Raw genomic sequence first — 13584 nt, 5'->3', positions numbered from 1 at the left:
CAGCCTTCTCACTGGCGCCAGAATGGCTTGGCCGCCTCCCGCCTCGCCTGCTCGCGGCTGATGCCCACGTCGCGCAGCAGGCGCTCGTCCAGTTCCAGCAGTTCCCGGCGCCCCTGCCGGCGCTGCAGCAGGGCGCGAATGGCCGCCTCCAGGCGGCGCAGCAGCTCGATCACCATCATGACGTTCTCCTCGCCGCAGGTTTGCAGCGGCGAGTCCACGATAGGGCGGCGCCCTTCATGGGTACAGACTCAAGAATTGAAAATTGTGCCGGATACAGAATACCGGAACAGCCAACTGTACCGGCCTTGCGGCGACCGTTCTGTATCCCCTTGCCGCAGGCGCGGAACCATTTCCCGAGCAAATTACTCAGGTAAAACGGGATACGCGCAAGGACGACCGATGAACGCGCCGCTCGACAAACACACCACCGAACGCATCGTCTGGCTGCACCGCTGGACCGGTAGCCTGTTCTCCTTCCGCACCACGCGCCCGCGCAGCTTCCGCTTCGTGCCCGGCCAGTTCGCCCGCCTGGGTCTGGCGCGGGAGGACGGCAGCCTGGTGTGGCGCGCCTACTCCATGGTTTCCGCGCCCTACGACGAGTATCTGGAGTTCTTTTCCGTCGTCGTGCCGGGCGGCGAATTCACCGGCCGCCTCGCCCGCCTGGGGGTCGGCGACACGATCCTGGTGGACCGCAGCGCCTACGGCTATCTCACCACCGACCGCTTCCGCCCCGGCCGGGACCTGTGGCTGCTCGCCACCGGCACCGGGCTGGCGCCCTTCCTGTCCATCCTGCAGGACCCGGCGGTGTGGGACGACTACCGCCACCTGGTGCTGGTGCACAGCGTGCGCACCGCGGACGAACTCGCCTACCGCGACGAGGCGGCGCGCCTGCGCGCCAATCCGCTGATCGGCGAGCGCGCCGCGGCGCTGGTGCACGTGCCGGTGGTCACCCGCAGCGCCTGCGCGGGCGCCCTCGGGCGGCGCATCCCGGCGCTGATCGACAGCGGCGAACTGGAGGCCCGCGCCGGCCTGCGGCTGGACCCGGACGCCTCGCGCATCATGATCTGCGGCAACCCGCAGATGGTGCGCGACACCCGCGACACGCTGAAGGCGCGCGGCTTCACCCTGGCGCGCCGCGAACAGCCCGGCCAGTACGCGGTGGAAAACGCCTTCTGAACGCCACGGGCGGGGAAACCGCCCGCCGTTCAGTCCGCCATCACGCAGCGTTCGGCAGCCCAGGCGCGCAGGGCCGCCACCTTCTCGGCCATGACCACCGACAGCGGCCGGGTGCGTTCCAGTTCCGCCAGCACCATGGCCACGTCCGGGTCGCACCCGTCGGGCAGCGCCTCGTAGATCGCCGACACCACCGCCTGTTCGATCTCCGCGCCCGACATGCCGTCGGAGCGGCCCGCCAGCAGGCGCAGGTCGAAGGCGGCCGGGTCGAGCCGATGGCGCGCCAGGTGGATGCGGAAGATGGTCTCCCGCGCCGGCGCGTCCGGCAGGTCTACGAAGAACAGCTCGTCGAAGCGCCCCTTGCGCACCAGCTCCGGCGGCAGGGCCTCCACGTCGTTGGCGGTGGCGACGATGAAGAGGCGCGCCGTACGCTCGGCCATCCAGGTGAGCAGGGTGCCGAGCACCCGGCGCGACACGCCGCCGTCCTGCTCGGCCGCGCCGGCGGCCATGCCCTTCTCGATCTCGTCGATCCACATCACCACCGGCTGCATGCCTTCGGCCGCCTGCAGCGCTTCCCGCAGCTTGCGCTCGGTTTCGCCCTGGAACTTGTCGTACAGGGCGGCGATGTCCAGGCGCAGCAGGGGCAGGCCCCAGGCCGCCGCGGTGGCCTTGGCGGCCAGGCTCTTGCCGGTGCCCTGCACGCCGGCGATCAGCACCCCGCGGGGCATGGGCAGGCCGGGGCGGGCGAGTTCGCCGAGGAAGATCGGCTTGCGCTGCGCCAGCCAGCGGCGCAGGCGCACCATGCCGCCCACTGCATCCGCCCCGTCGAGCACCGCCTCCAGCGTCAGGCCGGGCAGCGTCTGCTGCTTGAAGGCGGCGGCACGCTGCAGGTCCTCGCGGGTGAGCACCCGTCGTCCCGCACCGCCAGGCGCAGCAAGTGGCGCACGTCCTCCTCGCACAGGCCGCTGGCGTAGCGCACCATGGCGTCTTCCAGGCCGCGGTTGCGCACCGGGGCGCGGCCCGCCTGGCGCGCGAAGAGGGCGAATTCGGTCTCCAGCAGTTCGCGGATGCGCGCCTCGTCCGGCAGGGGCAGGCTCAGCCGGGCGGCGTGGCGGGCGAGCTTGGGCGGCAGGCGCAGGGACGGGGAGACCAGCACCAGGGTGCGGCCGTCCACGGCGTGGTCGAGGGCGATCTCCCGCAGCAGGCGCAGCGCCACCGGGTCTTCCAGGTAGGGGTGGAGGTCCAGCAGCACGTAGATGCCCGGCTGGCCGCGGCCGTCGATGAAGGCCAGGGCGGACTGGATGCTGCGCGTGTCCTCGATGGCCCGCGTGCGCCCCGCCTCGGCCGGACGCGCGGTGGGCGCCGTACCCGCCCCCTCCACCACGTCGAAACCGAACGGCCTGCGCACCGGATCGGCCGCCGGACCGTAGCGGAAGTTGGTGTGTACCAGCCCGGTGGCCGCCGACCAGCGGTACAGGAGCGTCTGGCGGGCTTCGGCCAGGTCGGCCAGGAGCTTCAACGCGCGCTGCTCCTCCATGGTCTCGATGACGATGATGGGCACGCGGGAACGCAGCAGGGCGGACAAGTCGCGGAGATCGTTCATGGGGCATTCGGGCACGAGGCGGTCAAGCGCCGGATTATGCGCGTTCGGCCGCCGAACTAGAATGAGACTGGCATCGTCGCCGGTGGACGCCCGCAGCCCTGCGGGCAAACCCCTCCGGCGCGGCAATGTCCAACCGGCACGACCCGAGCGGAGGCCGCCGACATGACTCCCACACGTTTCCTCGTCGCCCAGGCGGCGAATGCGGACTGGCAGGCCGCGCTGAACGACTGCGTGGCCCGGTTGAAGAGCGCGCTGGCGGAACGGCGCGCGGGCGGCGAGGTGGCGGACTACACGCTGGGCTGGTGCTATCTCACCGACCAGCTCGCCGGCGAGGCCGAGAACATCGTGCATGGCCTCAACCGCCGCCTGCCCAGCCTGACCTGGGTGGGGACGGTGGGGCTGGGCGTCATCGCCGGCGACACCGCCCGTTTCGACGAGCCGGCGCTGGCGCTGATGATCGCGCCGCTGCCCGCGCATGCCTTCCACCTGTTCTCCGGGCGCCAGCCGCTGCACCCAGGCGTGGGCGGTTTCCACCCCCACACCGCGCTGGTCCATGCGGACGGCGGCACCCCGGATCTGCAGGAGCTGCTGCAGGAACTGGCCGCACGCACGGCCTCGGGCCATCTCTTCGGCGGCCTGTCGGCGGCACGCAACCGCACGCTGCAGATCGCCGGCGGGGTGCTCTCCGGCGGGCTGTCGGGAGTGGCCTTCGACGAGCGCGTGGGCATCGTCTCGCGGGTCACCCAGGGCTGCCAGCCCGTGGGCCCGCTGCGCACCATCACCCATGCGGAAGACAACTACGTGATCGCGCTGGACGGCCAGCCGGCACTCGCCTGCGCGCTGCAGGACCTGGGCCTGGAGCACGACCTGCCGCTGGACCTCACGGCCCACGCCCTGGCCGGCACGCTGGTGGGGCTGTGTACGGACACGGAAGACCTGGCGCTCGCGCCTGGCCTGTTCGGCCCGGACACACGGGTACGCCACATCATCGGCCTGGACCCGCAGCACCAGGTGCTGGCGGTGGCCGACGAGGTGGCCCCCGGCATGCAGCTCGCCTTCTGCCGCCGCGATGCTCAGGCGGCGCTGGCCGACCTGACCCGCATCGCCGCGGAGATCCGCGCCGAACTGGCCTCCACCGGGCGCCAGGCCGCCGGTGCGGTGTACGTGAGCTGCACCGGACGCGGCGGCAGGCATTTCGGCTCGCCCCACGCGGAAGCCCGGGCGATCCGCGAGGAGCTGGGCGCCGACCTGGCGCTGGTGGGTTTCCACGCCGCCGGCGAGATCGCCCGCGACCGGCTGTACGGCTACACCGGCGTGCTGACGGTGTTCACCGCGCCGGCCTGAACGGCTCAGGACTTGGGCAGCCGCCCCATCAGGTAGAACTGCTCGTTGGGCGGTGTGGCGGTGAGGTGCACCAGGCGGTTGCTCATGGCGAAGAAGGCGGTGATGGCGCCGACGTCCCAGATGGCCTCGTCGTCGAAGCCGTGGGCGCGCAGGGCGTCGAAGTCCGCTTCCTCCACCTCGCCGCCGCGGGTGGACAGCTTGACGGCGAAGTCCAGCATGGCGCGCTGGCGCGGGGTGATCTCCGCCTTGCGGTAGTTGGTGGCGAGCTGGTCCGCCACGCGCGGGTTCTTGGCCCGGATGCGCAGCACCGCGCCGTGGGCAATGACGCAGTACAGGCAGTCGGACGCGGCGGAGGTGGCGACGACGATCATCTCGCGCTCGGCCTTGGTGAGGCCCACATCCTTCTCCATCAGCGCGTCGTGGTAGTCGAAGAAGGCGCGGAACTCGGCCGGACGGTGGGCCAGCATCAGGAACACGTTGGGGATGAAGCCGGCCTTCTCCTGTACGGCGAGCATGCGGTTGCGCACGTCCTCGGGCAGGGCGTTCAGGTCGGGCACAGGAAAGCGGCTGATTTTCTCGGTCATGCGGGGTCTCCTCGGGTCTGAAAACGTTGGGCGGCGCTCAGCGGTTCACATCCACCACCACGCGCCCGCGCACCTGGCCTTCCATCAGCCGGCCGGCGGTGGCGATGACTTCGCCCAGACCGATCTCGTGGGTGATCAGGTCGAGCTTGGCCACGTCCAGGTCGCGGCCCAGGCGCTGCCAGGCTTCCAGGCGGTCGGCGCGGGGCGCCATCACGCTGTCGATGCCGGCCAGCGTGACCCCGCGCAGGATGAAGGGCGCCACGGAGGCGGGCAGGTCCATGCCCTGGGCCAGCCCGCAGGCGGCCACGGTGCCCCGGTAGCGGGTGCTGGCGCACACGTTGGCCAGCGTGTGGCTGCCCAGGGTGTCCACGGCGCCGGCCCAGCGTTCCCTGGCCAGCGGCTTGCCCGGCGCGTTGAGGGTGGCGCGGTCGATGATCTCCGCCGCACCCAGGGTCTTGAGGAATTCCGCCTCCTGCGGGCGGCCGGTGGAGGCCACCACGGTGTAGCCGAGCTTCGCCAGCACGGCCACCGCCACGCTGCCCACGCCGCCGTTGGCGCCGGTCACCAGCACCTCGCCCTTGTCCGGCGTCACGCCGTGGCGCTCCAGCGCCAGCACGCACAGCATGGCGGTGTAGCCGGCGGTGCCGACGGCCATGGCCTGGCGGGGGGTGAAGGCCGCCGGCAGCGGAATCAGCCAGTCGCCGTTCAGACGCGCGCGCTGGGCGAGCCCGCCCCAGTGGGTCTCGCCCACGCCCCAGCCGTTGAGCAGCACCGCGTCGCCCGCCTTGTATTCGGGATGGGTGCTGGCCTCCACCGTGCCGGCCAGGTCGATGCCCGGCACCATGGGGAACTTGCGCACCACCGGGCCCTTGCCGGTGATGGCCAGGCCGTCCTTGTAGTTGAGCGTGGACCAGCCCACGCGCACGGTCACGTCGCCCTCGGGCAGGGCGCCGTCGTCCAGCTCGGCGAGCCGGGCGCGGTAGCCCGCGTCGTCCTTTTCGATCAGTACGGCCTTGAACATGGGTCTTTCCTCCACAAAAGGTGCAATACGGCGGGGCGTCAGCGCGGCAGCCCGGCGAGGAAGCCGTCGGCGAACCTGCGCAGCGGGGCGTCGCCCCGTACCAGCTTGGCACGCAGCACCGCCCCTTCCCAGCCGATCCAGAAGAACGCCGCCAGCGCCTCGCAGTCGGCGCCCGCCGCGATCTCCCCGGCTTCCCGCGCGGCGGCCAGACAGGCCGCCAGGCGGGCCTGCCAGTCCAGGAACACCGCCTCCAGCCGCTCCCGGTAGGCTTCCGGCAGCACCGCCATCTCCTGCCCCAGGTTGCCGATCAGGCAGCCGCGGCGGAACTCGAAGCGCGCCATGCCGCGGCAGGCGTCGTCCACGAAGGCCTGCACGCGCGCCAGGGGCGGGAGGGAGGCATCGCGAAAGCAGCGGTTCAGCTTGCGCGCGAAGTAGGCGGCGTAGTGGTCGATGACCGCGTGGCCGAAGGCTTCCTTGCTGTCGAAGTAATGATAGAAGGAGCCCTTGGGCACGCCCACGCGCCTGAGCACCTCGTCGATGCCGGCGGCGGCGAAGCCCTTTTCGGTGAGCACTTCCGTGCCGCAGCGGATCAGCGCCTCGCGGGTTTCGAGGCGGTCATCGATGCGCTTGGGCGGGCGGCCGGGGCGGCGGCGCAGGGTGGGGGTCGGCGGCATGGGATGAATATTAGACCGATCGTCTCATAAATAACAAGCCCGCTCCGTTCGGAAGGGGGAGAACGCTCCCCCTATGGCTTTGGGCATAGATATTGCGTCATTGCCCTGCCCCTTTGCTGACCTACTAAACCTATTTCGTTGATAGACAAGGGATTTGCCGACGTTCCCGGGCGCCGCACCGCCTTTCCGATGCACCCCGATGGATCGTTGATGCACTGCAACAGTGCCGGTGGATCGCGCGCCGTATCGACCAGCCGGGGGGCATGACTTCGTTCGACCCCAACAGTAGAGGAACGATGCAATGGAAAGCGCAATCTATGCCTCGACGCCCCTCGCGGGCGCCGATCTGCCCGGCTTCGAGCTGTTCCAGACGAGCGACATCGAAGAGGCGCGCCAGTGGGGCACCCGGGTGTTCTGCGAGAACCGCCTGAGCAGGCTCGACACCCGCAAACCCATCCGCACCCGCATGTACTACCGGCGGCTGCGCGGCCTGGGGGTGGGGCGCATGAGCTACGGCGGCGAGGTGACCATAGACCCCGGCACCTTCGATTCCTTCGTGCTGGTGCAGATGCCGCTGCGTGGGCGCGAGTTGATCGAAACCGGCGGCGAAACCGTCTGTTCGACGCCCCGCACCGCGTCCGTGCTCAACGCCCACCTGCCGGTGCTGATCCGCCACGAGAACGACACCGAGAAGCTGGTCGTGCGCATCGACCGGGACGTGCTGGAGCGCTATTGCATCCAGCACCTGGGCCAGGCGCTGCGCGCGCCCATCGCCTTCCGCCCCGCGATGGCGCTGGACACTACGGCCGGACAACGCTGGATGCGGCTCATGACCTGGCTGCACACCAACCTGGCCGACGACGACGAGGGCCTGCAGTCGCCGCTGATCGCCGCCCAGACCGAGCAGATGGTCATCACCATGCTGCTCACCTGTCAGGCGCACAACTACAGCGAGGCGCTGGCGCAGGAAGACCGCTCCATCGCGCCGGCCTTCGTCAAGCGCATCGAGCACTACATCGAGGAACACGCCGACGAGCCCATCACCATCCTCGACCTGGCCGAGCACGCCGGGGTCAGCACGCGCTCGATCTTCACTGGCTTCCGCCGCTTCCGCAACACCTCGCCCATGCTCTACCTGAAGGAAGTGCGCATGCGCCGGGTGCACGAGGAACTCAAGCGCCTCATCCCCGGCGAGAGCACCGTGACCGCGGTCGCCTTCCGCTGGGGCTTCAACCACCTGGGCCACTTCACCACCGACTACAAGCGCCGCTTCGGCGAAAGCCCGTCCGAGACGCTGGCGCACTGAGGGCGGCCCCGCCTGCATTGCGCGGGTCGATGCCTTTCGTGCGCTGCCGGGATAAGGCCGGCGCTCGACGGAGTGCGGCCCCCGCCGGCCTCGGCCAGCATGGCGCGGGGCAAGGCCTGTCGCGGCGCCGCACGCCCACGGCGTCGATCCAGGAAGGCTGCCCGCAACCCTGTTCGAGGACTGCGCGCGTGATGCAAGAACCCGGGATCTGTCCGCCACCGGCCACCTACCGCTCCCACGATGTGGACGAGACACGCCGCATCGTGGCCGACATCTACTGCGATCACCGCCTGGCGCAGGCGCGAGGCGGCGAGCGGCTCGATTACCTGCACGTCCATCAGCCCCTAGGCGCGGTGAGTTTCAGCGAGATGCGCTATGGCGCCGAGGTCAGCGTCGCCCCCGGGTGCCTGCAGTCCTTCTTCCTGGTGCAGGTGCCGGCCTCGGGCCACGACCGCATGCGGGTGGATGGCGCCGAGCTGCTGTGCGACCCCCGCCACGCCACCATCCACGCGCCCGACAGCCGGCTCGACATGCACTGGAGCGCCGACTGCAGCAAGTTCGTCGTGCGCATCGAGCGGGAAGCGCTCGAACGGCACGCCTCGCTGCTGACCGGGCGCGAAGCGGCCGGCACGGTTTCCTTCCTGCCCGTTGCCGATCTCGCATCGCCCATGGTCCATGCCTGGGTGAGGACCGCGCGCCACATGTTCGACGAGCTGCGATGCAATCCCGCGCTGGCCGACGAACCGCTGGTCCGCAGCCAGATCGAGCAGTTGCTGCTGACCACCGCGCTGAACTGGCTGCCGGGCAGCTTCGTCGCCGCGGCGCCCTGTCCCGCCCGCACCGTGCTGCCGCGCCACGTCCGCCAGGCCGAGGAATACATGCGCGCCTGTCCGGAGCAGCCGATCACCGTGGACATGCTGGCGCAGCGCATCGGCGTCAGCGGGCGCACGCTGTACGACGGTTTCCGCAAGTTCCTCGGCGTGAGTCCCATGCGCCATCTGCGCGATCTGCGCATGGAGCGGGTGCGCGCCGACCTGCTCGACCCCGCGCGGCCGGCCAGCGTGACCGCGCTCGCCATGCACTGGGGTTTCTTCCAGCTCGGCCGCTTCGCCATCGACTATCGCCGCAGATATGGCGAGTCGCCCCACGAGACGCTGGCGAAATCCCGCTGATTCAGTGATTTGCGCGCCATTGTGGTGCCTCGTCGGCCACATTCCCGCACCACTTTGGTGTCGCTTCACATTTCTGCAATCCCTGCATAGCCGCTGCAGTCTGCGCATATTTCCCGCGCCCTGCCTCCGTCAAATTGGTTGTGCCTTCGCTGACGAAGACACCCCCAACCCCCCACGACGGAGCAGAAAAAAATGCGAAAGATCACCATCATCGGCGCGGGCCAGGCCGGCCTGCAACTGGGCATCGGCCTCCTCGCGCAAGGCTACGGCGTCACCATCGTCTCCAACCGCACGGCCGACCAGATCGCCGCCGGCCGGGTCATGTCCAGCCAGTCGATGTACGACATGGCGGTCGGCTACGAGCGCGGACTCGGTCTCGCGATGTGGGACGACGAATGCCCGCCCATCACCGGCGTGCACATGCGCGCCGGCGGCAGCGACGGCAAGCTGCTGATCGACTGGCGCTCGCCCATGTCGGCGCCGGGCCAGTCGGTGGACCAGCGCATCAAGATGCCGGCGTGGATGGCCGAGTTCGAGCGCCGCGGCGGCCGCCTGCTGATCGAGGACGCGGACCTGGCGGCGCTGGAACGCTACGCGGACGAGTCCGACCTGGTCGTGGTCTCCACCGGCAAGGGCGAGATCGGCAAGCTCTTCGAGCGCGATGCCGAACGCAGCGTGTTCGACCGCCCGCAGCGCACCATCTCGCTCACCTACGTCCACGACATGAAGCCGCGCAAGGACTGGTCGGCGCTCAACATCAGCATCAACCCCGGCATCGGCGAATACGTGAACTTCCCCGCGCTGACCCACACCGGCCCGTGCGACATCATCAACCTGGAGTGCATCCCCGGCGGCCCAATGGACCGCTGGGACGAGGTGAAGACGCCGGCCCAGCACCTCGAACTCGCGGTCGAACTGATCCGCACCTATTTCCCGTGGGAAGCCGAACGCTGTAGCAATCTGCGCCTCACCGACGACCTCGGCACCCTGGTCGGCCGCATCACACCCACGGTGCGCAAGGTGGTGGGCCGTCTGCCGTCTGGCCGCGCGGTCATGGGCATGGCCGACGTGCTGGTGCTCAACGACCCGATCACCGGCCAGGGCTCCAACAACGCCAGCAAGTGCGCGATGGTCTATCTCGACGCCATCGCCCGGCGCGGCGCGGCGGCCTTCGACGAAGACTGGATGAAGGCCACCTTCGAGACCTACTGGGACTACGCCCAGTGGGTGGCGCGCTTCACCAACACCCATTTGCTGCCGCCACCGCCCCAGTTGCTCAAGGTCTTCGCCGCCTGCGGCTGCAACCCCAAACTCGCCGCCCGCATCGCCAACGCCTTCGACGATCCCAAGGGCTTGGCCCCGTGGTACTACGACGAGGCCGAGGCCGACCGTTTTCTCGCTTCCTTCGAGGTGACGGCATGAGGACCGCGGCCATGAAGCGTATCGAACTCCCCAGCCTGGCGCTGCTGCTCGCCGGCGCGCTGCACGGCGGCGCCGCCACGGCGACCCAGGGCACCTTCCCGCACGGCTACGGCGTCAAGTCCGAAGGCATGGGCGGCGTCGGCGTGGCGCTGCCGCAGGACGCGGTGGCCGGCGCCACCAACCCCGCCGGCATGGTCGCCGTCGGCGACCGCGTCGATCTCGGCCTCGCCCTGCTGAAGGTGGACAACGGCGCCCGCTTTGCCGGCATCGACCACTCCGGCAGCGAGGACACGTCCCTCTACGTGATTCCCCAATTCGGCTACAACCGCATGATCGACGGCGTCAGCAGCGTGGGCGTGAGCGTGGTCGGCAACGGCGTCGGCACCGACTACGGCAGCGGCGACAACGTCGGCGGCATGGCGTCGCCCCGCTCCGCGCTCCAGCAGATGGTGATCACGCTGAGCTACGCGCGCCGCGTCGGCGATGCCCACGCGCTCGGGCTCGGCGTGGTGCTCGCCCGCCAGGATCTCGACATCGAAGGACCGGCCAGCATCGGCCTGCCGGAAGGGCGCGACCACTCCTGGGGCGCCGGCCTGCGCCTGGGCTGGCAGGGCACGCTGGCACCGGGCCTGACCCTGGGCGCCACGTACGCCAGCAAGGTGAACATGGGGCGGATGGACAAGTTCGCCGGCCTGCTGCCGGAGAAGGGCGACATGGACATCCCCGCCAACTACGGCCTGGGCCTCGCCTGGACGCGGGGAGCGCTGACCCTGGGTGCGGACGTGCTGCGCATCCTGTGGAGCGACGTGCGCGCCTACGGCAACGACGGCGTCGGCAGCGCCACCGGCGCGCCCGGCAGCGACCACGGTCCGGGCTTCGGCTGGAAGGACCAGACCATATGGCGCTTCGGCGCGGCCTATGCGCTCGATGCGGCATGGACCCTGCGGGCGGGCTACAACCACGGCAGCCGCCTGCTGGACAGCCGCGACACCTACCTGGGCGTGCTCGCCCCCGCGGCCAACCGGCGCCACGTCACGGCGGGGGCGACCCATACCTTCGGCGACGGCGACGAACTGTCGGTGGCCTACACCCGCTCCTTCAAGGAAACGACCCGCGGCACGGGCAACGGCCCCGACGGCATGACCGATCTCTACATGGGGCAGCACTGGCTGTCGGTGTCCTATGGCCTGCGCTTCTGAGGAGACCGCCATGATCGACAGCCGCCTGCTGCGCCAGGCCTTCGGCCAGTTCGCCACCGGCGTCACCGTCATCACCGCCCGCGACGGGGACGGCCGGCCGGTGGGCGTGACCGCCAGCAGCTTCAACACCGTCTCCCTGTCGCCGCCGCTGGTGCTGTGGAGCCTGGACCGCCGGGCCCTGAGTTTCGGGGCCTTCGCCGAGGCACGGCACTTCGCGGTGCACGTGCTGGCGGCCCATCAGCGGACGCTGTCGGATCGCTTCGCCCGCGCGGCCACCGACAAGTTCGCCGCCCTCGCGTTGGACGGGGGCATCGGCGGCGTGCCGCTGATCGCCGGGGTGGACACGGTGTTCGAGTGCGAGACCGAGCACCGCTACGAGGGCGGGGACCACCTGATCCTGGTGGGCCGGGTGCTGCGCCTGTCGCTGCCGGCGGCGCCGCCCGAACCGCTGCTCTTCTGCCACGGCCGCTACGCCTCGGTCGCGGCGGAACCGGGCATCGCCTGAGCGTGCCGGCAGGGCGCTCCGATTTGTGCACTGACGGGATAAAGCCGGTAGGCACGGGAGCGCCCCCCGCCGGGGTTGTTCCTAGGATCACACCGTAAGAACCCGACGCGCCCCGGTGTGCGCCGGGAACGGAACCAGGACATGGACGGGGCCGGGAAGCCCCTCAATTCATCAAGGAGAAATACCGATGGCAGACGAAACCATCATCCGCCGCCGCACCGTCGCCAAGGGCCACGGCATCAGCGACGCGCGCACCAACAACGCCAAGACCCAGAGCCAGTACCAGCCGTACAAGGACGCGGCGTGGGGCTTCATCAACCACTGGTACCCGGCCGTGTTCAGCAAGGAACTCGCCGAGGACGAGGTCAAGGGCATCCAGATCTGTGGCATCCCCATCGTGCTGCGCCGCGTCGACGGCAAGGTGTTCGCGCTCAAGGACCAGTGCCTGCACCGGGGCGTGCGCCTGTCCGAGAAGCCCATGTGCTTCAACAAGAAGACGATCTCCTGCTGGTACCACGGCTTCACCTTCGACCTGAAGGACGGCAAGCTCTCCACCATCGTCGCCAACCCCGACGACAAGCTGGTGGGCACCACCGGCATCACCACCTACCCCACCGAGGAAGTCGCCGGCATGGTGTTCGTGTTCGTGCGCGAGGACGACTTCCCCGAAGAGGACGTGCCGCCGCTCGCCCACGATCTGCCCTTCCGCTTCCCCGAGAACAGCGAACGCTTCCCGCACCCCCTGTGGCCGTCCGCCCCCAGCGTGCTCGACGAGAACGCCGTGGCCCACGGCATGCACCGCACCGGCTTCGGCAACTGGCGCATCGCCTGCGAGAACGGCTTCGACAACGCCCACATCCTGGTGCACAAGGACAACACCATCGTCCACGCCATGGACTGGGTGCTGCCGCTGGGCATCCTGCCCACGTCCGACGACTGCATCGCCGTGGTCGAGGACGAGAACGGCCCCAAGGGCCTGATGCAGTGGCTCTTCACCGACAAGTGGGCGCCGGTGCTGGAAAACGAGGAACTGGGCCTGAAGGTGGAAGGCATCAAGGGCCGCTTCTACCGCACCTCGGTGGTGCTGCCGGGCGTGCTGATGGTGGAAAACTGGCCCACCGAGCATGTGGTGCAGTACGAATGGTACGTGCCCATCACCGACGACACCCATGAATACTGGGAAGTGCTGGTGAAGGTGTGCCCGACCGAAAAGGACCGCAAGGACTTCGACTACAAGTTCGAGCGCGTCTACAAGCCTCTGTGCCTGCACGGCTTCAACGACTGCGACCTGTACGCCCGCGAGGCGATGCAGAACTTCTACGCCGACGGCACCGGCTGGGACGACGAACAACTCGTGGCCACGGACATCTCGCCCATCACCTGGCGCAAGATGGCTTCGCGCTGGAACCGGGGCATCGCCAAGCCGGGCAAGGGCGTGGCCGGTTCGACCAAGAACCACTCCATCCGCTTCAAGGAAACCGCGGAAGGCAAGCCGCCGCGCTACTTCGTCGATCAGATCGAGGACTGAGGCGGACGCGCTCCCTCCCCTTCAAGGGGGAGGAATAAAACCATCCTCGACGG

Annotated in this window: 14 protein-coding genes; 8 read left to right on the top strand and 6 right to left on the bottom strand. The window is 69.6% G+C overall.

From position 1 onward, the window contains the following. Positions 1–8 precede the first annotated feature (8 nt). Positions 9–179 (bottom strand): DUF1127 domain-containing protein, encoded by a 171-nt coding sequence (locus tag E6O51_RS08455; protein ID WP_136384535.1) that lies wholly within the window; start codon positions 177–179, stop codon positions 9–11. 220 nt (positions 180–399) lie between these two features. On the opposite strand from E6O51_RS08455, the gene E6O51_RS08450 reads away from it, so the two are divergent. Next, entirely contained in the window at positions 400–1176 is a 777-nt protein-coding gene (locus E6O51_RS08450) for a ferredoxin--NADP reductase (RefSeq protein WP_136384534.1), read from the top strand. A 29-nt stretch (positions 1177–1205) separates the two neighbouring features. Here the strand turns inward: E6O51_RS08450 and E6O51_RS22060 are convergent, their stop codons facing one another. Together E6O51_RS22060 and E6O51_RS22055 are read right to left on the bottom strand one after the other, a co-directional pair. Then, positions 1206–2081, bottom strand: coding sequence for an AAA family ATPase (locus E6O51_RS22060; protein ID WP_211091362.1), 876 nt, complete (start codon positions 2079–2081; stop codon positions 1206–1208). Then, the gene (locus E6O51_RS22055) at positions 2018–2776 is read right to left on the bottom strand and encodes a hypothetical protein (protein ID WP_211091361.1); all 759 of its coding nucleotides are present in this window, start codon (positions 2774–2776) and stop codon (positions 2018–2020) included. Before E6O51_RS22055 ends, E6O51_RS22060 begins: the two co-directional genes overlap by 64 nt. A 162-nt stretch (positions 2777–2938) precedes the next feature. Here E6O51_RS22055 and E6O51_RS08440 point away from each other — a divergent pair, with 162 nt between their 5' ends. Continuing rightward, a complete protein-coding gene (locus E6O51_RS08440; protein ID WP_136384533.1) occupies positions 2939–4120 on the top strand; it encodes an FIST signal transduction protein in 1182 nt (393 codons plus the stop codon). A 5-nt stretch (positions 4121–4125) separates the two neighbouring features. Here E6O51_RS08440 and E6O51_RS08435 read toward each other — a convergent pair whose 3' ends face one another. Genes E6O51_RS08435 through acuR form a run of 3 tightly spaced genes read right to left on the bottom strand, consistent with a single transcriptional unit; the run spans position 4126 to position 6399 of the window. After that, positions 4126–4704 carry a peroxidase-related enzyme gene (locus E6O51_RS08435; protein ID WP_136384532.1) on the bottom strand — a complete coding sequence of 193 codons (579 nt, stop codon included), beginning with the start codon at positions 4702–4704 and terminating at the stop codon, positions 4126–4128. A 37-nt stretch (positions 4705–4741) separates the two neighbouring features. Continuing rightward, positions 4742–5725, bottom strand: coding sequence for an acrylyl-CoA reductase (NADPH) (gene acuI / locus E6O51_RS08430; RefSeq protein ID WP_136384531.1), 984 nt, complete (start codon positions 5723–5725; stop codon positions 4742–4744). Between the two features lie 38 nt (positions 5726–5763). Then, on the bottom strand, positions 5764–6399 hold the full coding sequence (gene acuR, locus E6O51_RS08425; RefSeq protein ID WP_136384530.1) for an acrylate utilization transcriptional regulator AcuR: 636 nt from the start codon (positions 6397–6399) through the stop codon (positions 5764–5766). 301 nt (positions 6400–6700) lie between these two features. On the opposite strand from acuR, the gene E6O51_RS08420 reads away from it, so the two are divergent. From E6O51_RS08420 to E6O51_RS08395, 6 genes are all read left to right on the top strand, one after another. Further along, positions 6701–7705, top strand: coding sequence for an AraC family transcriptional regulator (locus tag E6O51_RS08420; protein ID WP_136384529.1), 1005 nt, complete (start codon positions 6701–6703; stop codon positions 7703–7705). Between the two features lie 191 nt (positions 7706–7896). After that, the gene (locus E6O51_RS08415) at positions 7897–8877 is read left to right on the top strand and encodes an AraC family transcriptional regulator (RefSeq protein ID WP_136384528.1); all 981 of its coding nucleotides are present in this window, start codon (positions 7897–7899) and stop codon (positions 8875–8877) included. Between the two features lie 192 nt (positions 8878–9069). Next, the gene (locus E6O51_RS08410) at positions 9070–10299 is read left to right on the top strand and encodes a styrene monooxygenase/indole monooxygenase family protein (protein ID WP_211091360.1); all 1230 of its coding nucleotides are present in this window, start codon (positions 9070–9072) and stop codon (positions 10297–10299) included. A gap of 11 nt (positions 10300–10310) precedes the next feature. Further along, positions 10311–11498: an OmpP1/FadL family transporter gene (locus E6O51_RS08405; protein ID WP_136384527.1), complete on the top strand. Its 1188-nt coding sequence runs from the start codon at positions 10311–10313 to the stop codon at positions 11496–11498. 10 nt (positions 11499–11508) lie between these two features. Continuing rightward, on the top strand, positions 11509–12003 hold the full coding sequence (locus E6O51_RS08400; protein WP_136384526.1) for a flavin reductase family protein: 495 nt from the start codon (positions 11509–11511) through the stop codon (positions 12001–12003). A 187-nt stretch (positions 12004–12190) separates the two neighbouring features. Continuing rightward, complete coding sequence (locus tag E6O51_RS08395) at positions 12191–13531, top strand: Rieske 2Fe-2S domain-containing protein (RefSeq protein ID WP_136384525.1); 1341 nt, start codon at positions 12191–12193, stop codon at positions 13529–13531. Positions 13532–13584 lie beyond the last annotated feature (53 nt).

The sequence above is a fragment of the Pseudothauera rhizosphaerae genome (assembly GCF_004801305.1).
GTDB classification, from domain to species: Bacteria; Pseudomonadota; Gammaproteobacteria; order Burkholderiales; family Rhodocyclaceae; genus Pseudothauera; species Pseudothauera rhizosphaerae.
The sequence above is the reverse complement of the archived record's forward strand: the minus strand, read 5'-3'. Positions and strand labels throughout refer to the sequence as shown.

Excerpts from the sequence above, each read along its gene's own strand:
- E6O51_RS08415 (WP_136384528.1), top strand. The coding sequence starts at position 7,897 with ATGCAAGAACCCGGGATCTGTCCGCCACCGGCCACCTACCGCTCCCAC.
- E6O51_RS08455 (WP_136384535.1), bottom strand. The coding sequence starts at position 179 with ATGATGGTGATCGAGCTGCTGCGCCGCCTGGAGGCGGCCATTCGCGCC.
- E6O51_RS08450 (WP_136384534.1), top strand. The coding sequence starts at position 400 with ATGAACGCGCCGCTCGACAAACACACCACCGAACGCATCGTCTGGCTG.
- acuI (WP_136384531.1), bottom strand. The coding sequence starts at position 5,725 with ATGTTCAAGGCCGTACTGATCGAAAAGGACGACGCGGGCTACCGCGCC.
- E6O51_RS08420 (WP_136384529.1), top strand. The coding sequence starts at position 6,701 with ATGGAAAGCGCAATCTATGCCTCGACGCCCCTCGCGGGCGCCGATCTG.
- E6O51_RS08410 (WP_211091360.1), top strand. The coding sequence starts at position 9,070 with ATGCGAAAGATCACCATCATCGGCGCGGGCCAGGCCGGCCTGCAACTG.
- acuR (WP_136384530.1), bottom strand. The coding sequence starts at position 6,399 with ATGCCGCCGACCCCCACCCTGCGCCGCCGCCCCGGCCGCCCGCCCAAG.
- E6O51_RS22055 (WP_211091361.1), bottom strand. The coding sequence starts at position 2,776 with ATGAACGATCTCCGCGACTTGTCCGCCCTGCTGCGTTCCCGCGTGCCC.
- E6O51_RS08435 (WP_136384532.1), bottom strand. The coding sequence starts at position 4,704 with ATGACCGAGAAAATCAGCCGCTTTCCTGTGCCCGACCTGAACGCCCTG.
- E6O51_RS08400 (WP_136384526.1), top strand. The coding sequence starts at position 11,509 with ATGATCGACAGCCGCCTGCTGCGCCAGGCCTTCGGCCAGTTCGCCACC.
- E6O51_RS08405 (WP_136384527.1), top strand. The coding sequence starts at position 10,311 with ATGAAGCGTATCGAACTCCCCAGCCTGGCGCTGCTGCTCGCCGGCGCG.
- E6O51_RS08395 (WP_136384525.1), top strand. The coding sequence starts at position 12,191 with ATGGCAGACGAAACCATCATCCGCCGCCGCACCGTCGCCAAGGGCCAC.
- E6O51_RS08440 (WP_136384533.1), top strand. The coding sequence starts at position 2,939 with ATGACTCCCACACGTTTCCTCGTCGCCCAGGCGGCGAATGCGGACTGG.